The organism is Nonomuraea sp. NPDC049421 (assembly GCF_040677005.1).
Classification (GTDB): domain Bacteria; phylum Actinomycetota; class Actinomycetes; order Streptosporangiales; family Streptosporangiaceae; genus Nonomuraea; species Nonomuraea salmonea.
Map to the genome: position 1 here is coordinate 1 of NZ_JBFAQA010000023.1, position 23,882 is coordinate 23,882.

At 66.3% G+C, this 23,882-nt stretch carries 19 protein-coding genes; 8 read left to right on the forward strand and 11 right to left on the reverse strand.

Annotated elements, in window-relative coordinates:
• Nucleotides 1–525: 525 nt before the first annotated feature.
• Nucleotides 526–1,008: a hypothetical protein gene (locus tag AB0K18_RS32760; RefSeq protein ID WP_364922110.1), complete on the forward strand. Its 483-nt coding sequence runs from the start codon at nt 526–528 to the stop codon at nt 1,006–1,008.
• A gap of 398 nt (nt 1,009–1,406) precedes the next feature.
• Here AB0K18_RS32760 and AB0K18_RS32765 read toward each other — a convergent pair whose 3' ends face one another.
• From AB0K18_RS32765 to AB0K18_RS32780, 4 genes are read right to left on the reverse strand one after another with little or no spacing between them, the layout of a single operon-like run.
• Entirely contained in the window at nt 1,407–2,126 is a 720-nt protein-coding gene (locus tag AB0K18_RS32765) for a SprT family zinc-dependent metalloprotease (protein ID WP_364922113.1), read from the reverse strand.
• Nucleotides 2,113–5,217, reverse strand: a complete 3,105-nt coding sequence (locus AB0K18_RS32770) for an HsdR family type I site-specific deoxyribonuclease (RefSeq protein ID WP_364922116.1) — start codon at nt 5,215–5,217, stop codon at nt 2,113–2,115. The genes AB0K18_RS32765 and AB0K18_RS32770 overlap by 14 nt, the downstream gene beginning before the upstream one ends.
• Nucleotides 5,214–6,476: a restriction endonuclease subunit S gene (locus tag AB0K18_RS32775; RefSeq protein WP_364922119.1), complete on the reverse strand. Its 1,263-nt coding sequence runs from the start codon at nt 6,474–6,476 to the stop codon at nt 5,214–5,216. Before AB0K18_RS32775 ends, AB0K18_RS32770 begins: the two co-directional genes overlap by 4 nt.
• Nucleotides 6,473–8,911, reverse strand: a complete 2,439-nt coding sequence (locus AB0K18_RS32780) for a class I SAM-dependent DNA methyltransferase (RefSeq protein ID WP_364922122.1) — start codon at nt 8,909–8,911, stop codon at nt 6,473–6,475. The genes AB0K18_RS32775 and AB0K18_RS32780 overlap by 4 nt, the downstream gene beginning before the upstream one ends.
• Before the next feature lie 565 nt (nt 8,912–9,476).
• On the opposite strand from AB0K18_RS32780, the gene AB0K18_RS32785 reads away from it, so the two are divergent.
• Together AB0K18_RS32785 and AB0K18_RS32790 are read left to right on the forward strand one after the other, a co-directional pair.
• Nucleotides 9,477–10,103 (forward strand): DUF4240 domain-containing protein, encoded by a 627-nt coding sequence (locus tag AB0K18_RS32785; RefSeq protein ID WP_364922125.1) that lies wholly within the window; start codon nt 9,477–9,479, stop codon nt 10,101–10,103.
• 103 nt (nt 10,104–10,206) lie between these two features.
• Nucleotides 10,207–10,662 (forward strand): hypothetical protein, encoded by a 456-nt coding sequence (locus AB0K18_RS32790; protein ID WP_364922128.1) that lies wholly within the window; start codon nt 10,207–10,209, stop codon nt 10,660–10,662.
• Nucleotides 10,663–10,730: 68 nt separating this feature from the next.
• On the opposite strand, the gene AB0K18_RS32795 is transcribed toward AB0K18_RS32790, so the two are convergent.
• Nucleotides 10,731–11,972: a hypothetical protein gene (locus AB0K18_RS32795; protein WP_364922131.1), complete on the reverse strand. Its 1,242-nt coding sequence runs from the start codon at nt 11,970–11,972 to the stop codon at nt 10,731–10,733.
• A gap of 214 nt (nt 11,973–12,186) precedes the next feature.
• Between AB0K18_RS32795 and AB0K18_RS32800 the strand changes: the two genes are divergently transcribed.
• Nucleotides 12,187–12,564, forward strand: a complete 378-nt coding sequence (locus AB0K18_RS32800) for a VOC family protein (protein WP_364922134.1) — start codon at nt 12,187–12,189, stop codon at nt 12,562–12,564.
• A 54-nt stretch (nt 12,565–12,618) separates the two neighbouring features.
• Here AB0K18_RS32800 and AB0K18_RS32805 read toward each other — a convergent pair whose 3' ends face one another.
• Nucleotides 12,619–13,437 (reverse strand): hypothetical protein, encoded by an 819-nt coding sequence (locus AB0K18_RS32805; protein WP_364922461.1) that lies wholly within the window; start codon nt 13,435–13,437, stop codon nt 12,619–12,621.
• 109 nt (nt 13,438–13,546) lie between these two features.
• Between AB0K18_RS32805 and AB0K18_RS32810 the strand changes: the two genes are divergently transcribed.
• From AB0K18_RS32810 to AB0K18_RS32820, 3 genes are all read left to right on the forward strand, one after another.
• Nucleotides 13,547–14,353: a helix-turn-helix transcriptional regulator gene (locus AB0K18_RS32810; protein WP_364922137.1), complete on the forward strand. Its 807-nt coding sequence runs from the start codon at nt 13,547–13,549 to the stop codon at nt 14,351–14,353.
• Nucleotides 14,354–14,606: 253 nt separating this feature from the next.
• Nucleotides 14,607–15,737 (forward strand): hypothetical protein, encoded by a 1,131-nt coding sequence (locus AB0K18_RS32815; protein WP_364922140.1) that lies wholly within the window; start codon nt 14,607–14,609, stop codon nt 15,735–15,737.
• A gap of 80 nt (nt 15,738–15,817) precedes the next feature.
• On the forward strand, nt 15,818–16,627 hold the full coding sequence (locus AB0K18_RS32820; RefSeq protein ID WP_364922143.1) for a hypothetical protein: 810 nt from the start codon (nt 15,818–15,820) through the stop codon (nt 16,625–16,627).
• A 330-nt stretch (nt 16,628–16,957) separates the two neighbouring features.
• Here the strand turns inward: AB0K18_RS32820 and AB0K18_RS32825 are convergent, their stop codons facing one another.
• From AB0K18_RS32825 to AB0K18_RS32840, 4 genes are all read right to left on the reverse strand, one after another.
• On the reverse strand, nt 16,958–17,686 hold the full coding sequence (locus AB0K18_RS32825) for a DUF4097 family beta strand repeat-containing protein (protein WP_364922146.1): 729 nt from the start codon (nt 17,684–17,686) through the stop codon (nt 16,958–16,960).
• Nucleotides 17,687–17,784: 98 nt separating this feature from the next.
• Nucleotides 17,785–18,621, reverse strand: a complete 837-nt coding sequence (locus AB0K18_RS32830) for an LLM class flavin-dependent oxidoreductase (RefSeq protein ID WP_364922149.1) — start codon at nt 18,619–18,621, stop codon at nt 17,785–17,787.
• Nucleotides 18,622–18,867: 246 nt separating this feature from the next.
• A complete protein-coding gene (locus tag AB0K18_RS32835) occupies nt 18,868–19,215 on the reverse strand; it encodes an STAS domain-containing protein (RefSeq protein ID WP_364922152.1) in 348 nt (115 codons plus the stop codon).
• Nucleotides 19,216–19,249: 34 nt separating this feature from the next.
• The gene (locus AB0K18_RS32840) at nt 19,250–20,689 is read right to left on the reverse strand and encodes an LCP family protein (protein WP_364922155.1); all 1,440 of its coding nucleotides are present in this window, start codon (nt 20,687–20,689) and stop codon (nt 19,250–19,252) included.
• Nucleotides 20,690–20,771: 82 nt separating this feature from the next.
• Here AB0K18_RS32840 and AB0K18_RS32845 point away from each other — a divergent pair, with 82 nt between their 5' ends.
• Entirely contained in the window at nt 20,772–21,788 is a 1,017-nt protein-coding gene (locus AB0K18_RS32845) for a glycosyltransferase family 2 protein (protein ID WP_364922158.1), read from the forward strand.
• Nucleotides 21,789–22,137: 349 nt separating this feature from the next.
• On the opposite strand, the gene AB0K18_RS32850 is transcribed toward AB0K18_RS32845, so the two are convergent.
• The gene (locus AB0K18_RS32850; RefSeq protein WP_364922160.1) at nt 22,138–23,874 is read right to left on the reverse strand and encodes a CDP-glycerol glycerophosphotransferase family protein; all 1,737 of its coding nucleotides are present in this window, start codon (nt 23,872–23,874) and stop codon (nt 22,138–22,140) included.
• Nucleotides 23,875–23,882: the final 8 nt, after the last annotated feature.

Below are 23,882 nucleotides of genomic sequence, written 5' to 3' on the forward strand. Positions count from 1 at the left end.
TTCGCCGTCACCGACCTGCCAGGCCTGGTCCGGATCGTCAAACGCAAGCTGAAGAAGATCCAGTACCGGCCTCACCTGCTCACCGGCTGTCTGACCCAGACCGGGCTCACCCTCGATACCCCGGCAAAGCCATGACCGACTCTACGAATTCAACCTGTGTAGCAATCTGATCCTTCTTTGTAAAGGCCACCATAAGCTGATTGACACCGAACCTACTGCGAGCGAGTACACCGTTGAAATACTGCGCGGCTGGAAGGAGGAGCGCGAGGGGAACTATGTGTCGGAGCTCAATAGGCTGGGCTCCTTGACAGAAGAACGACTGCAAGAACTCATGCTCCAAGCGGTTAGTGACACCAGGCAAGATCTCTTGGCCGCTGTAGATGATCTAAGGTCCGTAAGTAGTGATACTGCAGAACGATAAGATCTCTACTGCTGGAATCCTTCGAGAGGCCATATATTCTTGACGCAGCTCAGCTCCTTAATGAAGCGGCCAGGAGGCTCGGGGATCTGGAATACAATGCCCATATGCTATACCGCGCTGCAGGAATGCTCGGAAATCTCGAACACAATACCCATCTCCTAGCGGATTCGGCAAATAAGCTTCGCCATCTAGAGGACAACGCGCAAACGCTCAATTGGGCCGCATCAAAAGTAGCGCACCTAGAAGAGAATTCTCACGCTCTCTCGCGGGCGGTGGACAAGATCGAGTGGGGCACGCTCAGGGCGATGTCGCAGCGCATTCAAGACGCAAACTATCTTATGCAAGGACAGCCAGAGCCGCCGACCACCAACGAAGCCTTTGCCTTGGTAGAGGTCGCACGAAAAGTGGAGCTTGCGGTAGGTGCACTTGAGGCCGAGAAAGCATCGTACGCCTCTGGAGGCGGTAAGCTTAGATGGCCTTCAAGTCGACTTGATTGGGATTTTCTCAAGCAGGGATTCTATTTTGGAGTAGGGTTCTCGGCGCTGGTGGCCCTTTTGGTCTTCCTCCTGGTGCGCCATAACCCTTGATTGGATTATTTAAGTTTCCTCCGTTTGGATATCGAATCAGTAAGATACTGGCATGTGGAAAAGCGGTTCTGTTCCGGACTCGGCCCGGCGTCCCTTCCCCTGCGTGCGGCGAGTTTGGCCGGGTGAGGGGCAGGCTGCCGCGCCGCTTCCGGTGCTCGGGCCTGGCGGCCCTGCGCTCCGGGTCGGCTTGCCACCGGATACGCGGGTTGCTGTGGTCTGCTGTACAGCAGGGAAGTACAGCAACGCCGTCTCACGCAGGTCCCGTACGGCGTCACACAGTTGAGCAGCGGCGCAGGCTCTCGACCACGGCTCTCCGCATGACTCGTAATAAAGTGATCACCTTCAATGCCCCGTGTCGCCGAATCTCCCGTAACCACGAATATGCGCACTGATCAGCCTCATGACCAGTCCTCCGCCGCCAATGGCGCCTCGTTGAGCTCATCGCGGCGAGCTTGCCAGTCGGGCATGAACTTGTCCATCAGCGCAACGAAGCGCTCGCTGTGAGTGCGCTCCAGGAAGTGGACCATCTCGTGGACAACGATGTACTCCAGGCAGCGAGGGTTCTTCTTGGCCAGTTCGGGGTTGATCCAGATTGCCCGTGTGACGGTTTGGCACGTACCCCACTTGGTCTTCATACGGCGGACGACGAAATTGGCGACATGCTCGCCGATGATTGGCTCCCACTTAGCAATGAGCTTGGGCAGCGCAGCCTTGAGCTCGCGTCGGTACCAGCGGTCAAGGATCGCGCGCTTGGTATCGCCATCGGCGCCGGCCGGGGCGGTCAACCAGAGGGTCTTGCCCTTGAGCTCGATGTGCGAGCGACCAACGCGTGACGAGTCGAGGCGGTAGCGCTCGCCCCATACGTAGTGGGTTTCACCGGAGACCATGCGGCGATCGGTCTGGCGGTCGGCGTCCTGGAGCTGCTGGCGCTGCTTCTTTATCCACGGCAGTCGCTGGATGATGGCGAGACGAATCGCGTCCTCATCCAGCCTCTGCGGGGCAGCAACACGAACCTGGCCCACCGGCGGGTAGACCGAGATGTGCAGGTTCTTGATATCCTTATAGACGACATCAACGGCGAGGCCAGCAACAGTGAGGTAGGCGTTAGCGGTACTCATTTCGCGCCTTTAGCAGGTCGAACAGTTCATCGAAGCGATCGAAGTCAGGCGGCAGAACTTTGTGCAGCTCGCGGGCAAGGGCACGCTCCTTCATACGGTTGCCGACCCAATCGTGCTCCTTCGCGTGACGTACAGTCTCATCAACTAATACTGCCAGGTTCGGGTCCAGGAAGTTGAAGTCGACCAGTGCCCGCTGCGCTCCATCCTTAACCCATTTCGGATACTTGGTGTCCCAGTCGCCGGTTCCGACCTTTTTGGCTATATCGAGGAGCCGAGCAAGGTACTCCTTGTAGTCTGTAGCTTCCTTGCGACGCTGTTCGATCAGAGCGTCGAGGAGTGCTGACATACGGTCGTAGTACTTCGGGTTCATCGCCCGCTCATCGACAATCGTCTTGCGGACATTGTTGACTATGGTCTCGGCTGCGGCATCGGGGTTCTTCCGAATGTTCGGAGGCAGGGTGTTGAGAGCACCCTCGCCTCGCTCGACGATCAGCTCGACTAAGCCCTTGTCAAAGGTCGCCACGACCTCAGACGGGTCGGCTTGGATGTAGGTATCGAGAAGGGCACGCATCCCAGCCTCGAACTTCTTCATGTCGATGTTCTCACGAGCACCCAACTTGACCTCGTCGCGAACCGCCACGTAGTGGGCGACTTCCGCCTTGATCGATAAGGCTTCGGCTGCCGCGTAGCCGGCCACTGCCATCTCGTTGGCAATGGCGCTGTAGGCACGGACCAGAGCCGAAACGGACTTGTAGAGCTCGACACGCTTCGGCTCATTGGCCTTGATCTGGGCAGCGTCACCCGGCACAGAGGCCACGAAGTAGTGCTGGTACTCCAGCGTTCCCTTCGGTGGTGCGACTGGCTCTACGAGGGCACGAATCCGCTCCAGTGCCTCGTCGAGATCCTTGCGACCCTGCTCTACGCGGTCCTTGAGAAGACCTTCGACGTCCCTCTCTTCGTAGCCGTCGAGGGCGCCTGAGGTGTAGTCAGTGATGGCGTTCTCAAGCGAGTTGAACAGGTCGCGGTAGTCGATGATGTAACCGTAGGTCTTGTCGTCGCCGTCGAGGCGGTTGACGCGACAGATGGCCTGGAAGAGCTTGTGGTCGCGCATCTTCTTGTCGATGTACAGATAGGTGGCGCTCGGAGCATCAAAGCCGGTCAGCAGCTTGTCGACCACGATGAGCAAGCGCATCTGGCCCGGCTCTTCGACGAAGCGTCGTTTGACCTCCTTCTCGAACTCCTCGATCCGGGCGACGCCCTCGTCCTCGCTCACGCCGAAGAAGTCGGCCAACATTTTACGGTAGATGTCGTACTGGCGGAGCTTCTCGGTAGCGCCTTCGCCTGAGTCCTCCTTGGAGATGTCGCCCGGGTTCGGCACGTAGCTCGTGACAATGGCAACCTTGTCCTTGAAGCCGGCATTGACGAACATCTCGTAGAACCTGCACGCCTGGTAGATGCTCTCGCCGACGAGCATGGCGTTACCCCGGCCGCTCATGAGGCGTGGCTCGGTCTCCATATCGAGCAGGATGTCCTGGACGATGTGCTTGGCCCGAGGCTCAGCAGATACGACCTTCTGCATCGTGCCCCACTTCTTCTTGAGCGTGGCCTTGCTGAGATCGGTGAGACCCTTGGTCTTGGCCTCGAACCACTTGTCGACCTTCTCGGGGCTGGTCAGGTCCTGGTCGATGTTGCGGGCCTCGTAGCGCAGGTCGACCACGACACCGTCGTCGACCGCTTCGTCGAACTTGTAGGTGTGGATGAACGAGCCGAAGGTCTCGATGCTGGTCGCCTTGTCAGCCTTGAGCAGCGGCGTACCGGTGAAACCAATGAACATCGCGCCAGGCAGCAGCTCCTTCATGGCTCGGTGCATCTTGCCCGACTGAGTACGGTGCGCCTCGTCGACGAAGATGAACAGATTACCCTTGGGCGCGAAGTTGGCCGGAAGGCGCGCGTGCAGTTCGGAGATGAATTCCTCGCCAGCCTCGTCGAGGTCCTTATCGTCATCGCCACCGCGGAACTTGTGGACGAGCGAACAGATCAGCCACGGGTCGTGCTTGTTGATCTGAGTGAGCAGATCCAAGCCCGAGGTGGTGCGGTAGATCTGTTCGTTGACCCCACCGAAGACCTTCTCGATCTGCTCGTCGAGTTCGGTGCGGTCGGTGATGATCAGGACACGGGGCTGGTCCTGCTGGTGCTCACGAATCCACTTGGCCAGCCAGACCATGGTCAGGCTCTTGCCCGAGCCCTGGGTGTGCCAGATGATGCCACCCTCGCGCTTGGCGATGCGGGCCTGAGCGGCCTTGACTCCGAAGAACTGGTTGTGACGCGCAGTCTTCTTGACCCCAGCGTCGAAGACCATGAAGTCGTGAATAAGCTCAAGGAAGCGGTCCTTTGAGCACATTTGCGCGATCGCCTGGTCTAGCCGGCCAGACACGCCCGCACCGACCGGGCTGTCCTCGGGTTCCTTCCACTCCAGCCAGTACTTCTCGGGCGTCTCGATCACGCCGTAACGCAAGCCCTCAACGTCGTTGCCCGCGAACACGAGCTGAACGGTCGAAAAGAACGGCCGGATGAAATGCTCGCTCTGATTGCCGATGCCCTGACGGATGCCCTCACTGACACTCACCCTTGAGCGCTTGAACTCAATGACGCCCAAGGCCAGACCGTTGACGTAGAGCACGACATCAGGGCGCTTGTTGTGCACGCCTGCTATCGAGACCTCTTCCGCCACGACGAAGTGGTTGGCCTGAGGATTGCCCCAGTCGATGAGCCAGACAGTCTCGAACTGCTCGCCAACACCACGCTTGACCTTCACGCCGTAGCGCAGCAGGTCATACACCTCATGGTTCGCCTCGTACAGCGAACGAGCACCACCGACCGATGCGGCCTTGCGTAGCTCGTTGACGGCTTTGCCGACGACCTCCTCATCGTAGCCACGAGCAAGCAGGGTCTGGCGAAGCAGAGCCTCCTCGATGTTCGAATTGTTGGCGCGATCCTCCCAGTTGCCGGCGTACTCGTAGGCGAGCTTCTCTCGGAAGAACTTGACGACGCGGTTTTGCGTCGCGCGCTCTAGTTGTCCTACGTCGCTCATGCTGCGCCCTCCGCTATCAGGCGAGTTCGTCCGGTCAGAAGCTCCTGCATCAAGCCCTGCTTGATGGCGCGAATGGCTTTGAGGCGGCGTTCAAGGGTTTCGATCTCGGCGTCGGCATCTTGAAGCACTGCAGCGATCGCACTCTGTTCGGCAACACCAGGAAGGTTTAGTTCGACGCTCGAGATGTAGCTTCTGGTGGTTGCGAGAACCTTGGTCCCTGCAGCCAACGCAAGGAGCTGTTGCCGGAAGATTTCAATGTTCTGCAAGTACGCCTTGAAGCCGTCAGCAAGGACACGCTTGTCGAACCGTGCGGCGATGGTGTGCAACCCCGGAACGACTCCGTCAATCGGGACCCCCGTGATCTCCACCGACTTGCCAACGCCGTCCGGGTCCTCTGATGCATCTGCGAACACGAGGTCGCCGACCTGAAGGAACCCAGCATTGCGAGCGAGTGCCTTCGGGGCACGCGGCATCTCCTCCTCTGAGGCGTTGAGTACAGGGGTGCTACGAGTGTGGATATCTCCATAGTGGAGGCAGCGCAGCGGTGATGACGAGTCAAGTTGAGCGCGCGAAAGCGCCACGTTCTTCACATAGCTGACGTGGTGCCCAAGCCTGACCACTCGCCACGGCTCCGAAAAGCCAGAAAGGCGTGTTCGGCCAGCAAGGAGTTCCTGCATCAAGCCCTGCTTGATCGCACGCTTCTTGACTATCAACGCGCCCAACGACTCGAGGAGCGAGTCCGCGTCTGCCAGGACACGCGCGATAGCGAGCTGTTCGGATTCGGGAGGGAGCGGGACTTGAATCTCCCGAATGAGGCTCGTGTTGAGGTTCGGCTGCCCATTTCCGGATGCGACTACGTCACGCAGGTACGTTGTCTGAGTGTTGAGGTAGTAGCAAAGGAAATACTTGTCGCCAGAGTGCTGATCAACGATTGCAGCGATGCCGTCGTTCGCACAGCACTTGATTCCTAGGACCTTTGCCACACCAAGGGTTGCGCCGCTATTCGATATAACCACAGTTTCCGGCTGAAGCGTGCGACTACGCTTTGCGCCTTCCTCAGTAAGGCCGCTCGCGGTTCGTTCGACACGCAATTGGCTCGCTGGGATCGCCGTGAGCGAAGCAACCGTGAGCCACGGTATGAACGTTCCGTTGAAGTACCGTGGGTCTCCTGCAGGTCTGGGTGAGGCCCCACGCACAACGCGGCCGAGTTGTCCGAGACTCTTGACTTCCCAATCCGCAGGCAACTTCGTGAGAGTCATCTTGCGATCCCCATGGCTGCCAAGTGCTCGGCGACCTTGGCACTGAGGTTCTCGACCTCGGCGTCCAGGTCGCTGAGGGTCTCGGCGTAGCGGTCGGCGAGCACCGTCAGGCGGTCTACGAGCTTGCGGATCAGAACGTCCAGCTCGGCCTGGGCGCCACGCACGAAGCGGGCCCCCCACTTGTCGTCGATGACGAGACTCTGGATGTCGTCGGTGCTCAGCTCGGCATACTGCTTGAGCGTCGCCTCGTCGAGCTTGGCCTGGGCTTCCTTGGCAGCCGTCTTGGCTTCGGCCTCGGCGTTGTACAGCCTGATGAGCTCCTGGAGTGCCTTGACCTCATCACTCTTCGGGTCCTCGTACTTCGCAACCTTCAGACGATCGGCAGCCAGCTTCTTGCTGATTTTGTCGTCGTCCATGGCGTCAGCAAGCAAGCTCTCTTCACCCGAGTTTTCTTCGATGAAGTCCTCGACGGCCTGGCTAGCCTGCTCGGTGAGGGCGTTCAGCTCGTCGACCTCGGCCTGCTCGCTGGCGAAGTAGCGCGCCACGATGAGGGTCGGCGGGACCAGGTCCATCTTGTACTTCTTGGCGCTGCGACCACTACCGATGACGAGGTCCGGCGTCTCGTTGAGCTTGCGCTCCTTGTGCTCGATGGTCGGGCGTGGCTTGGCTGCGTCGTACCAGCCCTCGGCCATGATCAGGGCGACGTCGTCATGCATAACGTCGTTCCAGTAGCTCATGAGCTGCTCGTACACGCCATACTCGTCGATGAGCGGGCGCTTGCGGAAGGCTTCAAGCAGGGTTTCGCCGAGTTCGTAAATCAGGTCTGCTGGTCGGGTGGTGGCCGTGATGCCCTCGAGCAGCTGGCGCTGGATGCTCCACCAGTGCTTGACCGTGTCTGTCGTGGTCGAGGCAAACGCCTCGTACTCGGGCGAGCCGTTGACCGTGCTCTGGATCTCCGTGCGCTCGACGGCCAGCTCACTGTAGCCCTCGCGCAGTGGCTTGAACAGCTCGGTGCGCAGGCCCGGGAAGGCATCCCAGTACGGCTGCAGGGCGTCGAGGTCGCGGTTAGGCACACCGCCCTTGATGTGCGCGCTAAGATCCTGGATGTCCTCGGGCTCTGAGCCGTCGATATAACGCGGGATGTTGAGATTGTAGTTGTTCTTGCTGTTGGCGATCTCGCCCAGCGGCACCATCCGACTGTAGCGCTCAATCTCCTTCTGGTTCACGAAGGCGTCGATGATCAGGTGCATGTCGCGTGGACGCAGGCGGTTCTTCGGGCCGTCCTTGGCGAAGCCCTTGCTGGCATCGATCATGAAGATGCCTGTGCGAGCCTGAGCATCATGCTTGTCGAGCACGATGATGCAGGCCGGGATGGTGGTGCCATAAAACAGGTTGGCCGGAAGACCGATGATCCCCTTGATGTAGCCCTTCTTAATCAGGGCCTTGCGGATAGTCGCCTCGACGTTTCCGCGGAAGAGCACACCGTGCGGCAAGATCACCGCACCACGGCCGGTGAACTTTAGGCTCTTGATCATGTGCAGCAGGAAGGCGTAGTCGCCGTTCTTCTCGGGTGGGCGACCATAGCCGTCGAAGCGCCCGTATTCGTTCTCCAGCCCGCTCGTCCAGCTCTTGACGCTGAACGGCGGATTCGCGACCAGGAAGTCGAAGGTACGCAGCTCGTCGTCCCGAATGAATTGCGGATTGGTCAGAGTGTCGCCCTGGCGGATCAATGCCGTCGCGTTGCCATGCAGAATCATGTTCATAACGGCCAGCGCCCGAGTGGCGTTGTCCTTCTCCTGGCCGTAGATCGTCAGGTTATTTGGCGCGGCATCAGCAACCTTGAGCAGCAACGAACCGGACCCGCACGTGGGGTCGTAAACGGTCGTCGAGCGTGGCGCGTCCTTCGGGATCTGTAGGAGTGCCGCCATCACACGCGAGACCTCGGCCGGCGTATAGAACTGCCCCTTGCTCTTGCCTGACTCGGTGGCGAAGTGCCGCATCAGGTACTCGTAGGCGTCGCCGAGCAGATCGTCGCCCTCGGCCCGCGAGCCCGTGAAGTCGAGATTCTGGAAGATGCCGACCAGCTTGGTCAGGCGGTCAACGAGCTCCTTACCACGACCAAGCTTGTCGGGGTCGTCGAAGTCAGCGTTGTTGATGATGCCCTGCAGGTCGTTGGCGTCTGCCAGCTTGCGGATGGCGATGTTGATCTTCTCGCCAATGTCCGGCTTGCCCTTGAGCTCGACGAGGTCGTCGAACGAACCACCCTCAGGCACCTCTATACTCGCGTACGGGTCAGCCTTGGCCTTGTCCGACACATACTTCACGAAGAGCAGCGTCAAGACGTAGTCTTTGTACTGGCTCGCGTCCATGCCGCCGCGGAGCTCGTCAGCACCAGCCCACAGCGAGCTGTATAGGTCCGACTTCTTCAGTGCCAACGCCACTACTCCAAGCTCTCGTGCGCGGCCCAGGTGCGCCGCCCTGCGTACTGTGCGTCGAGTTGGCTCATTGTAGTGCGCACCATCGTGGCCGTGGATCTCGTTTAGTGCGTCGCGTAGGTCGCCGGCAGAGGGCCGGCGCGGTCAGGAGGTGGTCGCCGGATCGCGGACTTCGGCGCCTATCTCACGGCCTGGGGCGATCGCCGCTAAGGCCCTCCTACGTCGGGCCTCGGCACTAAATATGGCGGGTGCTGTCGGCAACGCTGACGTCACTGAGCTTCCCGGCCCTGTTCCGTCGCTGTTCCGTGGGAGCGCCGAAACCGGCGAGAAGTGATGAGAGGCATCCGGAGACCTAATCCCTGCTCAACTCCATGATCGCCGTATCGCCGCAGGGTGCCGGATTGAGCATCGGAGAACACCCAGATCTACGAGGGCACCAACCAGATCCAGCGCATGGTCATGGCCCGCCAGCTCCTGAAGTGATGCGGGAACCCGGCGCTTCCTGCGGGGTGGGCCGGGTCCGTGATCTTTACACGGTGGTCCAGGGCTGCCAGCATCGCGGGGCATGGATCTCGACGAGTTCTGGGACCTGATCGAGCGTTCCGGACGTGAGACCGACACGCAGGAAGCGCGGGTCGCTTGGTTGGTGGACGAGCTCTCACGCCGCCCGGTCGAAGAGATCATCGACTATGACGTCTGGTGGAGGACGACTCAGAACCGCGGCTGCACCATCGATCTCTATGCGGCGTACTGGTTCGTGTTCGGCAGGGGATCTCTGGACGGCTTCGAGTACTTCGTGAGCTGGCTCATCAGTCTGGGGCGCGAGACGTTCGAGACCGTCGCCGAGTGCCCGGATCGGCTGATCGAGCAGCCTGAAGTGCTTCGCCTGCTGGACCGGGTGGCCATGTTCGTCGCCGTCATGAAGCGCCGGCAGCGGAATCTGGATGAGGAGTGGGAGGAGCATCCTGAGTTCGAGTTGCTCGCCTACGTGGGGTTCTACGCTTATGAACGGGTGACCGGGAAGGACGCGGACGGCCTCGGCGAGGCCGTGGCTGCTCGGGGCGTCTCAGGCGACTTTCTCCTGATCCCGGCGCTGGGCAGCGTTCCCCATGGAGAGCAGTGGGACTTCGACGACGAACGGGAGCTGGCTCGCAGGCTTCCCCGGATAGCCCGTTATCGGGATCAGCGATGATCCATTTTTGGAGGAGCTCTTCTCAACAGGCGCTCAACGGGTTCTCAACATCGGCCTGGCTACCTTCGCGGTGTCCGGTACGACGAGCACCAAGGAGAACGCGATGCGAACGCTCAACACGATGGTCCTCGGTGCGGCGGTGACCGCCGCGGCTCTGACTGCGGGCGCCCCCGCGCAGGCCTCCGTACAGACCGGTGCCCAGACCTCGTCCGCTGCCGTCACCACGGCCGCGGCGACCGGCTCGGCGGCCCTGGCCTGCCGTCAGGTGCGGGTGTACCGTCCCGAGATGCGCAAGGGGCACGTGGCCGCGACCGGCTGGGCCATCGGCTGCTCCCGCAACCAGCGCGTCAAGATCATGCTTCAGCGCAAGCGCTGGTACGGCTGGCAGACCATCTCCAGCGCCACGTGGTACGGGGCCGGCAAGAAGACGCTGTACAAGGGCTGCAAACGGGGGACCACCTTCACGTACCGCCTCCAGGGCCAGGTCGCCTACTACTCGGGAAGCAAGTACGTCGTCCACAACGGCTACAGCCCCAAGCGGCGCGCGAAGTGCCCGTGACGTGAAGGGAGACGGCCACTGCACGATCCTGTGTGCGGTGGCCGTGACCCACGCGGATCTTGGTTCTCCTACGCCGGCTGACCTGGCCGGAGAGATTTCCGGGCGGGTGGGGTCAGGGTGGCGATGGTTGCGGTGAGGACGGGGAGGGCCAGCAATAGGGCGGTTATGGTTGGCCAGGGGGTGTTGAAGGGGGCTCTTGGGGGTGGGTCCCAGGCGGAGGAGGTGGTTGCGGGCCAGAGCAGGAGGAGGCCGATGACCACGCCCGTCACGGCGCCCAGTGCGGTCGCGCACAGGGATGTGGTCAGGGTGCGGGTGGCCGTGAGGAGGCGCGGGGAGCTGGCGTTGCTCTTGCGGATGATGCGGTAAGCGGTGGGTGCGCGGGACGCCCATACCGTGGCGGTCGCGGCGGTCAGGAGGAGGGCGGCGACGGCGTACGTCCAGGTGGTCGTCGGGTGGAAGCCGCGTTCGACGTGCACGGTCGCCAGGCCGGCCAGGCGGGCTTGGAGGCGTTGCTGTTCCGCCGGTGTGAGCCGGTGGTGGGCGGGGTCGATGATGAAGCGGTCAGGGGCCGGGGTGACGCCCCGCTGCTGCGCCAATTCCTCGGGTACGAACAGCACCTCCCAGCGCGGCTCTGGCGGGGGTACGGCGATGACACGGAGGTCCGAGGCGGGGCCGGTGCTGCCGACCTGGGCTGTCGTTTCTCCCTTGACCTGCGACGACACCAGCACGGCCGCGGTGGCGTCGTACGTGATGGCGGGGTTTCCCGTGAGGTGGTGGAGCAGGGCTTCGTCGCCGACGTAGGCGTCGGGCGAGAACTCGAGCTCGCTGACGGAGAGGAAGAGGTCGTCGGTGTCGGCGGGCAGGAGGGGTAGGCCGGGTAACTCCTGTTCGATGGCCGCTCGTACGGATGTCGCCTGCTCGCCCGCTGAGACGTCGATGGTCGTGGCGCCTGCGCGGGCTTGCGGGCTGTAGCGGGCACTGTCCTGGGACTCCACCCCAGGGGCGACGATCAGCAGCGCTGTGGCGATGGCGGTGAGGGTCATGGCCGCCGTCATGCCCGCCGACGTACGGGCGAGGTCGCCGCCGAGCTGGCGGGTCGCCGGGCGGAGGGCGGGCGGGAAGCGGCGGCTGTGGCGGTCGAGGGTCGCGAGAGTCAAGGTGAGGAACGGGGCCGCGCCCCGCAGCAGCAGGGCGCCGGCGAACATGGCGACCAGCTCGGTCATCGCTGAACCGAAGTCGTCGTGGTGTCCGTCGTGGTGGGTCATCCAGGCGGCGCCCGAAAGGATCACCAGGCCTACCGCTGCGGTCAACGCTCCGTTGCGGAGGGGTTCCTTATACAGCTGGTACGGGCGGCGCACCGGGGCCGAGCGGGCGGCGAAGCGGATCCCCGATAACGCGAGGAGCACCGGCAGACTGAGGATCGATAAGAGGGCCACCATGCGCACATCGTGTCGCGTCAGGCCCGCTGGTTCCACCGAGCACGACCAGCCGCTCAGGCGTAGGGTCTCCCGCATGGTTGCGGGGATGGTGCATCACATCGAGGTCTGGGTGCCTGATCTGAAGCGGGCGGTCAGGAGCTGGGGGTGGTTGCTGGAAGCGCTTGGGTACGCGGTCTTCCAGGACTGGCCTGATGGGCGGAGCTGGCGGTTGGGGGAGACGTACCTGGTGCTTGAGCAGTCGCCGGCCATGACGGCCGATCGGCATGAGCGGCTGCGGCCGGGGCTCAATCACCTCGCCTTTCACGCGGGGAGCCGGGAGCGGGTGGATGAGTTGGTGGCCGGGGCAGTGGCGCATGGGTGGGTGGTGATGTTCGCCGAGCGGCATCCGTACGCGGGGGGTGAGCAGCACTATGCGGCCTACCTGGAGAACGAGGATGGGTTCGAGGTGGAGCTGGTCGGCTAGAGTGCGCGGCCGGTCGCCAGGGTGCGGGCCCCGGCGACCGGGGCGCTCGCGGCGTCAGCGGGTCCAGACCGAGGCGTACACGCCGTCCTCGATGTTCACCTGCACCGGCCGCAGGCCGCGGGCCGCCAGGCTGTCGAATCTGCGCTGGTAGGCGGAGGCGGAGGTGTCGATGTAGTGGTACCAGGGGCGGACGCCGTCCTTGCGGTAGACCGCGGCGAACCGGGTCCCGCCCGGGCCCACCGCGACCGCCGTCGGGCGGTAGCCCTCGGCGGTGCGCTGGTTGAAGAAGCTCTTGTGGCCGGCGAACGACTTTCCGTACGAGTAGTACCAGCCGCCGCCCCCGCTCTTCCGCCAGACCGCGACGTACCGGGGATCCGACGGTGTGCCGTACATATCAATCGAGACCGGTACGTATCCGTCCGCGTGGGCCTTCCGGTTCTGGGCGGCGAACTGGGCGCCGGTGAGCCCCATGCGGGAGAAGAACCGTTCTGAGCGCTTCTCCCACAGCGCGGCGAACGTCGCGCGGCCCGCAGGACCCGTCGCGGACACCGAGATCGGCTGGTAGCCCTGTGCGAGGTACTCGTCGAACCGCGCCTTGAAGCTCGCTTCCGACAGCCCGCTCCTGGAGATCCAGGCCGAGCCGCCGCTCTTGACCCAGACGGCCGCGTACTTCGGCCCTGCCGAGACGCTCACCGTGATCGGCCGGTAGCCCCGGCTGCGCAGGCTCTCGAAGTGGGCCTGGTGCGCGCTCGGGCTCGCGCCGGAGTACGCGCGGAAGGCCACCCCTACCACCCCCGCCATCCCCGTGGTGGCGTGCGCCGGCGCCGCGACGCCGCAACAACCCAGGGCGACCGCGACCGCCGCCGCGAACATCGTCTTCACTCGTTCCTCCTCAAACGGCCGACTTGTTCGGCACGGCTCATCCTTGTCACGCTTTGATTGATCACCACCGATCAGCCATTTGATCAACGAGGCAGGACGAATGGGCAGGCCAGAACGGAAACTCGATCCCGAGGGCGGGTTGATCGAACGCTTCGCGCACGACTTACGCCAGTTGCGCGTCGCGGCGGGACAACCGACGTACCGGATCATGGGCTCCCGGGTCGGCTGCTCCCCGAGCCGGCTCTCGGAGGCCGCGAAGGGGCTCAGGCTGCCCAGCCTGTCGGCGACCCTGGATTACGTACGCGCCTGCGGCGTGACGGACACCGCCGGCTGGGAGCGGCGCTGGCACGAGATCAACGACGAGGTCGAGCAGCATGCCCAGCCCACCGGCGAGCCCGCGCCCAGCGAGCCGGACACGGCGGAGGCTTCCCCTCGGCCACGCGTCGTGTACAAGGTCGCCGGTACGGCACTGGCGTTCCTCGTGGCCGGCGCGGCGTTCTTCTGGGGCTCGGGCGAAGTCGTGCCGGACGTCCCGACGCGGTGCCGCTCGCCGCACACATCCCCGCGCGTGCCGATCTCGATGCAGCCGTGTGTCGCGCTGACCGGCGGCGACGTGGTCGCGTCGCTCGACCTGCGCGCGGTCGGCGCGGTGGACGGCGCGGTCGCCTACGTCTGGTTGCACGACGCCGCATCCCGCGTGCCGCTGGCGCAGACCCTCCGTACGTGCGAGCTCGGTGCGCTGAGGGGAAACCAGGCGCGTACGTGCGGACCGTTCGCGCACGAGGTGCCGCCCGGGCGCTACACCACCGCGGTCGCGGTGGAGCCAGGCCCGCGTCGGAGCGAACCCCCGCTGTGGCGCCGCGGCGCGACGGGAACGCAGAGCCCGCAGCTCGTCCGCACGCCGTAGGCACCGGTGAGGTGGGCGTGGGGTGGCCGACATGAAACGCCCGGGGCGTCCCGCAGGCCGATCAGGGCGGTGACCGGGACCAGAGCATGGCGGGCCGCCTCCCGCCTGGACGACAGCGCTCGGTCCGAGCCGTGCCGGGGCCCAATTCGTGAGGGCTTCGCCGTCCGTTCAGGTGGCAGTCAGACAACTTCACAAACGCGGTATACCGTCGGAAATCGGATTGATCATCGAGCCCCGAAGCGAGTACCGCACCATGCGCAAGGTCCTGATCCTCACCCTCGCCGCCGCCGTCACCGCAGTGTCCACCCCCGCCTACGCGGCCGCCCACCCCCCGCAGCGCTTCCCGGCGGAGATCTCGGGCGGGGCCTGGACGGAGGGTCACGTGCAGGGGATGGCGATCGACGAGCGGAAGGGGTACATGTACTTCTCCTTCACGAACGTCCTGGTCAAGACCGACCTCCAGGGCAACCTCGTCGGCTCCGTCAAGGGCTTCACCGGGCACCTGGGCGACCTCGACTTCAACGCGGAGGACGGCCGCGTGTACGGCTCGCTCGAGTACAAGGAGCAGGAGTCGTTCTACATCGCGATCTTCGACGTGGACCGCGTCACGCGTCCCGACATGGACGCCCAGACCAGCGACGTGGTCAGCACGGTCTACCTCAAGGAGGTCGTTGACGACTACACCGCCGACATGAACGGTGACGGCGTCTTCGACGGCAACGTGGCCGACACGCCCGACCACCGCTACGGGTGCAGCGGCATCGACGGCGTGGCGTTCGGGCCCGAGTTCGGCAAGAAGGGCGGGCCGCGCAGGCTGACCGTCGCGTACGGCGTCTACGCCAACACCGGCCGCCAGGACAACGACCACCAGGTCCTGCTTCAGTACGACATCCGCCAGTGGAAGAGGTACGAGCGCCCGCTCACCGAGAGCGCCCCGCACAAGAGCGGCCCCGACCGCGTCACCGGCAAGTACTTCGCCTACACCGGCAACACCAGGTACGGCGTGCAGAACCTCGAGTACGACGAGCACACCGGCGACTGGATGCTGGCCGTCTACCAGGGCTCCAAGCCGCAGTTCCCCAACTACCCCTTCTTCGTCGTGGACGGCCGCGCCCGCCCGAGGACCGGCGACGTCACCGGCCAGCCGCAGCCGGAGCGCGGCAAGCTGCTCACGCTGGCCAAGGGCGGCCTTCAGGACCCGGCCTCCGGGGTCAGGGGCTGGCAGTTCAACGGCGAGTACGGCCTGATCTCGCTCGGCCGCGGCCTGTTCTACGCGGCCGAGGCCGGCAAGGTCACCGAGGACGGCGTCTCCAAGAACACCGGTACCGCCCGCCTCTGGCGCTGGACCGGCCAGTCGCCGACCCCGTTCGAGCAAGTCCGCTGAACCTGCTGCGGTCTGTCTGGAATGACTGTTATGGTCATCCGCCTGACACGAAACGGTCAAGAAATCTTCATGGGGGATCTATGCGGACCACCGGAAAGCTCGCGATCGTCGCGGCCGTGGTGGCGGGGGCTACCGTACCGATGACGGTGCCGGCGAGCGCCGCCGTCGCCTGGGAGGCCTATCACGGCCTGACCGCGCAGCAGAGCGTCGAGCGGGCGACCAGGCTGATGAAGCAGGGGTACCGGCCGATCACGGTGAACGTCTCGAACGGGGAACGGTACGCCGCGGTCTGGGAGAAGGGCGGCTCGCCGGACAAGTACGGCATCTGGCAGGGCATGTCGGCCTCCGGCTACCAGAAGCGGTTCGACGCCGCGCTGAAGCAGGGCGCGCAGCCGGTGTCCGTCTCGGCCACCGGGCCGGCCGGCTCGGCGGTGTTCGCGGCCGTCTTCGAGAAGAAGCGCGGCGCGTTCCTCGCCAAGTCGAACCTCAAGGGCAGCGCCTTCGCCGCCTACAACAAGCAGGCGGAGGCCAAGGGGCTGGCGCTGACCAGCGTGGACGCGTACGGCACCCCGGGCGACGTGCGCTATGCCGCCGTCTGGAGCGCCAACACGGGGGGCGAGTGGTACTACTCCTACGGCAAGAACAAGCAGCAGCACGCGGCCGAGTTCAAGGCCAAGAAGGCCAAGGGGTTCCGGCCGGTCAGGGTCGCGGTGGCGCCTGACGGGACGTACACGGCGGTGTGGCGCAAGGACGGCGTCAAGTCCTGGGCCCATTACGTGGACATGACCGCCGCCGACTACCAGACCCGCACCACCGCACTCAAGGCGAAGGGCCTGCACCCGGTGCAGGTCAACGCCGAGAACGGCGTGTACGCCGCTATTTGGCAGTAAATCCGGATAAATCGGGTGCGGGGGGCGGCGAGAACCCGCCCCCCGCACTCGCCATGTCGCGTCGCCCGCGCCCCCGCGCCGTGCGTCGCGCCCCGCGCCCCCGCGCCGTGCGCCGTGCCCCCGCGCCGTGCGCCGTGCCCCCGCGCCGTGCGCCGTGCCCCCGCGCCGTGCGCCGTGCCCCCGCGCCGTGCGTCGCGCCCCCGCGCCGTGCGTCGCGCCCCCGCGCCGTGCGCCGTGCCCCCGCGCCGTGCGCCGCGCCCCCGCGCCGTGCGTCGCGCCCCCGCGCCCCCGCTCCGCTGCGGCCCCGGCCCCCGCGGCCCCGTTCGGCGGTTACTTCTTCAGGATGCGGACGTCGCCCGTGTTGCTGCGGGCCACGATGGTGGCGTCGCTCTTGCGGTCCTGCTCGACCTCCGTTCGCCGGCTGCCGTCCTGGCTGACGGCCGTGACGGCGTACGCGCCCGACGGCACCCGAGCCGTCACCCGTCCGTCGTGTGACCGCAGGTCGAGGTCCTTGGGCCGGGTGGCGAAGGTGAGGTCGATGGCGCCGTCGGAGGTGCGGACGCGGACGTCGGGCGACTTCAGGTTCACGCCCAGCACCGAACCCTCGGCCCGTAACCGAAGGCGGCCGGACGAGCCGGTCACCTGGATGCGCTCACGGCTGACGGCGTCCACGTCCTGGGCCAGGTCGTTGAGGACGACGCCGTCCGGGGCGTCGACCGAGAGCCGGACGCCGGGCGGCACCCTGACGTGGTAGCGGGCGCCGCAGTCGCCGAACACCATGTTGCAGTCGGCGCTGAGCCGCAGGGTGCCGTCGCGCAGGGACCACGAGGATTCGCTGGTGGCCGCCTTGCCGCGCAGCCACCGGTCCACCTTCACGGTGTCGCCGGTGCCCCGGAGCACGCGGACACCGCCCACGGAGACGTTGATGGTCAGGGCGGTGCCCGGGTGGGGGAACGCCCGGGTCGTGTGGACCTCCTTGGCGTCCAGGTCGATCCCGCAACCGACGGTGGCCGCCGCCAGGAGCGTCGTACTTGCCGCAAGTGCCGCGATCTGCCTCATGCCCTCGATGCTGGCCGAACGGCACGCCGGGGCCATCAGCCGTCCGGCCGAACGAACCGCCGCAGGCATCGACCATTCGGCCATTCGGCCAAAGAAGGTCAGAGGGCGGACAGCAGGGTCCTCACCTGCCCCAGTGGGTCGGGACCGAGCGGCCTGACCGCGACCGTGGTGGCGCCGGCCGCCCACAGCTCCTTGACGTGCGCCGCAGCCTGTTCGGGCGTGCCCTCGGCGGCCGCCACCTCCGACGGCTCGACCCCGAGGAACCCGGCCTGCCCCTCGACAAGAGCCTGGGAGTCCGCGGTGGTGGCGCCGAGCCGCAGGTAAGCGAACACGACCACCTCATGCGCGGAGGAAGCACCGATCCGCGAGACGTAAGGGGGCAGGTCGGCGGGCGCGATGCCCTCGGGCAGGATCGTCCCGTCGGCCACCCGCCCCGACAGCGCCAGCGAGCGCGGCCCCTTCACCCCGGCGAGCACGGGCGGCACGACGACGGGCGGGTGCACCAGCGACACCCCGTCAAGGCGTACCTCCTTCCCGGCGAGGGTGACGGTCTCGCCGCGCAGCAGGGCGCGTACGGACGTGATCGTCTCCTCCAGGAGGGAGAGCGGCGACGGGACGGCGGCGCCCACCTGGCGCATCCAGTCGCCCACCCCGTGGCCGATGCCGGCGGCCAGCCGCCCAGGATGCAGCCGCGCGAGGTTGCCCAGCTCCATGGCCAGCAGCGCCGGGTTGCGCAGCGGCGCGGGCGTGATGCCGATGCCGACGCGCAGCCGGGAGGTGACGGCGAGCGCGGTGGCCGCCGCCGAGACGCCGCCGGTCCAGCCGAGGTCCTCGACGACCCAGAGGTCGTCCACGGACGTCTCGTCGAGCGCCCGCGCGAACGGGACGAGCTGCTCGGGCGGAAGGTCCCGGTCGTACATGACCCCGAGTCTCACGATGTCCTCCAGTAATAGCGGAACAACCGGCCGATCTCCGAGTATCCAGCACGGCGCAACGCGGCGGCAGTGGGGGCGTTCGCGACGTCGGTGGCGGCCACGATGCGGCGCAGGCCCTCGGCGGCGAGGGTACGGGTGCCGTACGCGAGGAGGTCGTCGACGTAGCCGCGCCCGCCCTTCGTCGAAGGCGGCCATGAACTGCGATCGCGGGCACAGGCGTTCAGCAGATTTCACGAAAAAAGGGAGTCAGGCGGCGCTGCCGAGCGCAGCGCGTGCCGCGTTGAGCGAATCGCTGGTCTCGAAATGGCGGTCGAGATGGGTGATCGTCAGCAGATGGCGGATCATTCCCGGCGCGACGACGAGGATCATCCGGCCGTTCATGTTCTGGATCATGTTGTACGCCGCCACGAGCACCCCGAGCCCGACGGAATCGCAGAAGGGCACCTCCGTCAGATCGACCACCAGATTGGGCGGGCCAGCGGCGGACAACGCCTGCTCCAGCTCCGCGCGGAGCCTGGGCGCTCCGGCCACGTCGAGATCGCCCACGACGTGCAGAACCGTGCAGGGTTCCTCGCGCCAGCAATCGACCACCATGGGCCTCACCTGCCCGTCACCTAGATTGTTATACCTATTTCTTACATATGTTCTCCATTGCCGTTTTAGTGGTTGGTGTAACGCTCGGCTTGGCACTTGGGCTGGCCGTTGACTTCCGTTGCTGGACTTTCGGCTGGTCGCTGCCCAGAATCAGCTCGATGCCGTCGATGTCGGCCGTGCGCAGCTCGGCGCCCGGCATGGCGGTGGCGACCAGTTTCGCCGATTGCTCCATGCCCGCGCCGTACCTGATGAAGGTCTGCTTGTAGTCCTTCTTGTCGGTGTTGCCGGGCTTGCCGGGCACCTTGAACCCGTACGCGACGAGCGCCTCCTTCGTCCGCGCCGCCAGGCCCGTGATGAGCGTGCCGTTCTTGACCTTGAGCGAGACGTCGCCGGGCGCGAGCGCCGTCGGCTTGGCCGACGGCTTCGGGGACGTGGACGCGGTCGGCTTGGCCGGGTCCTCGTCCGCGCCGATCTTCCTGAACATCTCGCGGGCCGCCGCCTTGTCCCACAGCACCGCCGACTCGCCGGTGGGCGTCTTGAAGTCGACATCGGCCAGCGGCACCTCGGCGAACTTCACGTCGCCCAGCGACACGTCGCGCAACTGCGTGGCCAGGCCCAGCAGCCCGTCGTCTGGATCGACCTTCACCGTGCTGAGCGTCGAGTTGACGAACGAGGCCAGCTTGCCCGGGTTGGCCAGCGTGTCGGCGCTGAGCGCCCGGTTGAGCAGCGCCGAGATGACCTGCTGCTGGCGGTCGATGCGGTCGAGGTCGGAGCGGGCGGTGGCGCGGGTGCGGGCGTAGCCGAGCGCCTGCACGCCGTTGAGCTGGTGGGTGCCGGCCGGGAGGTTGAGGGCGATCTTGGTGTCGTCGATCGGCACCGGCGTGCACACCGTGACCCCGCCGAGCGAGTCGACGACGTCGATGAAGCCCAGGATGTTGACCTCGATGTAGCGGTTGATCTCGAGCCCGGTCGCCGCCTCGACGGTCTGCTTGGCCAGCTTCGGCCCGCCGAACTGATACGCAGAGTTGATCTTGTGGTCGCCCTTGCCGGGGACCGTCAGCCACGTGTCGCGCGGCAGGCTCACCACCGTCACCTTCTTGTGGTCCTCCGACAGGTGGATGACCATCATGGTGTCGGTGCGCTGGCCGGACTCGCGGCCCAGCTTGAGCCGGTTCTGCTGCTGGCGGGTGAGGTCGTCGCGCTTGTCGACGCCGACCAGCAGGATGTTCTCGGCGCCGCTCGACGAACGCGCGGTCACCCCGGCGTCGACCGTGCCGATCTGGCGCGGCGTCGCCCACACCACGCCCGTCGTCACCAGCACGCAGGAGGACAGGAAACCGGCGAGGATGACGTTGCGGCGGCGGGCCTTGGCGCTCCTGCGCGGCTTGCGGGTGCGTGCGGGTGAGAGCTTGACGCCGCCGTAGGCGTCGCCGCCCACGAGCACGCCGCCGTCCTCCTCGCCCGGGTCGCCCATCCCGTCCCCCTCTTGCTCACGCCGGAGTATCGGGCGTTGGATTGCCCTCCTGCCTCGGTCGTACAGTAGCGTGAGCCCCGCCATGAAGCAGTTCCCCGACTCGCCGCACGCGCCCGCGGAGACGCGCGGCTGGCCCCCCATCTCCGTCATCATGCCGGTCCTCAACGAGGAGCGGCACCTCCGCGAGGCCGTCGATATGGTGCTCGCCCAGGACTACCCCGGCGAGATCGAGGTCGTCCTCGCCGTGGGGCCGTCACAAGACCGCACCCAAGAGGTCGCCGACGCCATCGCGGCGGCCGACCGGCGGGTGACGGTCGTGCCCAACCCGACAGGACGTACGCCCAACGCGCTCAACGCGGCCATCGGCGCCTCACGCAACGGCATCGTCGCCAGAGTCGACGGGCACGCCATGCTGCCCTCCGACTACCTGCGCGTCGCCGTCCAGACGCTGGCCGAGACCGGCGCCGACAACGTGGGCGGCATCATGGCCGCCGAGGGCATCACACCCTTCGAACAGGCCGTCGCCTGCGCCATGACCTCGAAGATCGGGGTCGGCGCGGCGGCCTTCCACGTGGGCGGCACCTCCGGCCCTGCCGACACCGTCTACCTCGGCGTCTTCCGCCGCTCGGCGCTCGACCGGGTGGGCGGCTACGACGAGCACTTCCAGCGGGCCCAGGACTGGGAGATGAACCACCGCATCCGCCAGACCGGCGGGCTCGTGTGGTTCCAGCCCCGCATGCGGGTCACCTACCGGCCGCGGCCCAACGTCAAGGCGCTCGCCAAGCAGTACTTCCACTACGGGCGGTGGCGCCGGGTGGTGGCCCGCACCCACGAGGGCACGATCAACCTGCGCTACCTCGCGCCGCCGGCCGCCGTGCTGGCGATGCTGCTCGGGCTGGTCGTCTCGCCGTTCTTCCCCCTCGGGCTGATCATCCCCGGCGGCTACCTGCTCGCCATCGTCGCCGGCTCCGTCCTCACGGGCGGCGGCCTCCCGATGAGCGCCCGGCTCCGGTTGCCGCTGGTGTACGCCACCATGCACTGCTCCTGGGGCTGGGGCTTCCTGACCAGCCCGAAGAAACTCTCCCGCCCCCTTCGCTGACCCCCCGTACGCCAAGGACCCCGCCGCACTCCGGCGGGGTCCTTTTAGGGAGAAGAGGGGGTACGACGCGCCCCCGCTACGGGCCGCCGACGCGTCCCGCAAAGTCCCACACCCCAAAGCACCCGCGTGGTACGGCGCCTCCTGCGTGGTGCGGCGGAGGATGGCCTTGCCCACCCCCACACCCCAAAGGACCCGCGTGGTACGGCGCCTCCTGCGTGGTGCGGCGGAGGATGGCCTTGCCCACCCCCACATCCCAAAGGACCCGCGTGGTACGGCGCCTCCTGCGTGGTGCGGCGGAGGATGGCCTTGCCCCCCACATCCCAAAGGACCTGTTTTGTGTGGTTGGTGGTCAGGAGTCGGTGAAGTGGCGTTCTATGGCGGCGTCGAAGCGGGTCAGGGCGTCCGGGTACTCCGGGCCGAACAAGTAGCTGCGGAGCTTGACGCGGGCCCTGGCCAGGGTGTCCTCGCCGTCCAGGAACTCCGTCAGGCCCGACAGGTCGGCGTCGATCAGCATGCCCGCCTCCGTGCTCGGGTAGCGCTCGTGGAAGGCGGGCTCCGGGAGGCCGGCGACGTTGGTGACGGCGTACGGTTTCTCGCTGGCCAGGAAGTCGGCCACCACGCTGGAGATGTCGCTGATCAGCAGGTCGCACTCGTTGAAGCAGTCGTACAGGTGCGGCTCGGGGCCGGTGACGATGAGGTGGCGGACGCGGGGTTCCTCGGCGGCGGCGCGGGAGGGGTGGCGGGCCTTCGACGCGGCCAGCTCGGCGGCCTCGATCATGGTGACGATCTTGCGGTGTGCCCGGGTCGCGGCCTTGTCGCGCTGCCCGGTGAGCGGGTGCGGCTTGTAGATGACGCGCAGCGGCGGCTGGTGGTCGAGCAGCGCCCGCACGATGCGCGGCCCCATGGTGACGAGCGAGGTGTGGAACAGGTCGTCGTTCCAGCCCTCCCAGGTGGGCGCGTAGAGGACGGTCCGGTACGGCCGCCCTGGCCCCTTCGTCGAGATGCCCTCCAGCTGCGGCCTGCCGACCTCGTGGATGTTCTCGTCCCTGACGCCCACCTTGGCCCGCCGGTAGCGGTCGCGCCCGGCGGGCCCGGCCACCCACACCTCGTCGTACACCCGCGAGAACGGGTTGAACGACGCCTCCTTGTCGCTGTCGCCGTGGTTGAGGAAGGCGCTGCGCAGGGTGGGGATGCGCAGCATGTGGACGTTCCTGCCGACGTTGGAGACGTACAGGCAGAGCTTGGCGCCGGCCAGGGCGCGGAAGCTCATGAGGTCGGCCGACGACGGGATGCACACCATCGGCAGGCCGGTGCCCTCCAGGTGGGCGGCCATGCCGCGCTCGCGCAGGACGACGATGGCGCGGCGGCGGATGCGTTCGAGGGTGGGCAGCCACATCCTGGCCTGGTAGGCGGCGGCGGTGGCGCCGGAGAAGTACAGGATGACCTCGGGGGCGTACCGTTCGATCTGCTCGCCGACGACCTCCAGGACGCGGGCGCGGTCGGTGAGGGGGGCGGCGCGGCGGACGTACGGGATGAGCGCGAGCGCCCCGGCGAGCCCGGCCGTGAGCGCCAGGGCGCCCCCGATCGTGGCGGGCGCGGCCCCCTGGACGGCGCCGAGCACGGGCAACGCGTCGAGGTAGAGGAAGACCACACTGCGGCCGTCACGCAGCGGCCCTGGCGGCAGCTTGGGGATGCGCAGCGCGGAGACGTCGAGGTTGCGGGTGGTGACCGGCATCCTGCTGAGCATCTGCCGCAGCCGCAGGGCGAGCCCGGTGTGCAGGGCGCGGACGCCGTGCACGGCGAGCATCCCGGCCGCCAGCGCCACGAACCACGGCGAGTCGGCGCCCGTCGTCCGCGCGACCAGCAGCAGTGCCAGGGTCTCGCGGACCGCGAAGCGCAGCGTGATGCCGAGGTGCACCTTGGCCAGCGCCTCGGTGAGTGGGCGGGCGGCGCGCGGTGCGGCGTACTCGACGGCGTAGGACGCCAGAGCCGCCGCCCCGAACAGCACCGGCGCCGGCCACAGGGCCGCGACCAGCAGGACGGGGTAGCAGCCGAGCAGCGCCGCGCTCACGATGAGTCTCCTCATGCGAACGC

Excerpts from the sequence above, each read along its gene's own strand:
- AB0K18_RS32835 (WP_364922152.1), bottom strand. The coding sequence starts at position 19,215 with ATGGTGGTCGATTGCTGGCGCGAGGAACCCTGCACGGTTCTGCACGTC.
- AB0K18_RS32840 (WP_364922155.1), bottom strand. The coding sequence starts at position 20,689 with ATGGGCGACCCGGGCGAGGAGGACGGCGGCGTGCTCGTGGGCGGCGAC.
- AB0K18_RS32825 (WP_364922146.1), bottom strand. The coding sequence starts at position 17,686 with ATGAGGCAGATCGCGGCACTTGCGGCAAGTACGACGCTCCTGGCGGCG.
- AB0K18_RS32810 (WP_364922137.1), top strand. The coding sequence starts at position 13,547 with ATGGGCAGGCCAGAACGGAAACTCGATCCCGAGGGCGGGTTGATCGAA.
- AB0K18_RS32845 (WP_364922158.1), top strand. The coding sequence starts at position 20,772 with ATGAAGCAGTTCCCCGACTCGCCGCACGCGCCCGCGGAGACGCGCGGC.
- AB0K18_RS32765 (WP_364922113.1), bottom strand. The coding sequence starts at position 2,126 with ATGAGTACCGCTAACGCCTACCTCACTGTTGCTGGCCTCGCCGTTGAT.
- AB0K18_RS32760 (WP_364922110.1), top strand. The coding sequence starts at position 526 with ATGCTATACCGCGCTGCAGGAATGCTCGGAAATCTCGAACACAATACC.
- AB0K18_RS32800 (WP_364922134.1), top strand. The coding sequence starts at position 12,187 with ATGGTGCATCACATCGAGGTCTGGGTGCCTGATCTGAAGCGGGCGGTC.
- AB0K18_RS32785 (WP_364922125.1), top strand. The coding sequence starts at position 9,477 with ATGGATCTCGACGAGTTCTGGGACCTGATCGAGCGTTCCGGACGTGAG.
- AB0K18_RS32820 (WP_364922143.1), top strand. The coding sequence starts at position 15,818 with ATGCGGACCACCGGAAAGCTCGCGATCGTCGCGGCCGTGGTGGCGGGG.
- AB0K18_RS32815 (WP_364922140.1), top strand. The coding sequence starts at position 14,607 with ATGCGCAAGGTCCTGATCCTCACCCTCGCCGCCGCCGTCACCGCAGTG.
- AB0K18_RS32775 (WP_364922119.1), bottom strand. The coding sequence starts at position 6,476 with ATGACTCTCACGAAGTTGCCTGCGGATTGGGAAGTCAAGAGTCTCGGA.
- AB0K18_RS32770 (WP_364922116.1), bottom strand. The coding sequence starts at position 5,217 with ATGAGCGACGTAGGACAACTAGAGCGCGCGACGCAAAACCGCGTCGTC.
- AB0K18_RS32805 (WP_364922461.1), bottom strand. The coding sequence starts at position 13,437 with ATGTTCGCGGCGGCGGTCGCGGTCGCCCTGGGTTGTTGCGGCGTCGCG.
- AB0K18_RS32850 (WP_364922160.1), bottom strand. The coding sequence starts at position 23,874 with ATGAGGAGACTCATCGTGAGCGCGGCGCTGCTCGGCTGCTACCCCGTC.
- AB0K18_RS32790 (WP_364922128.1), top strand. The coding sequence starts at position 10,207 with ATGCGAACGCTCAACACGATGGTCCTCGGTGCGGCGGTGACCGCCGCG.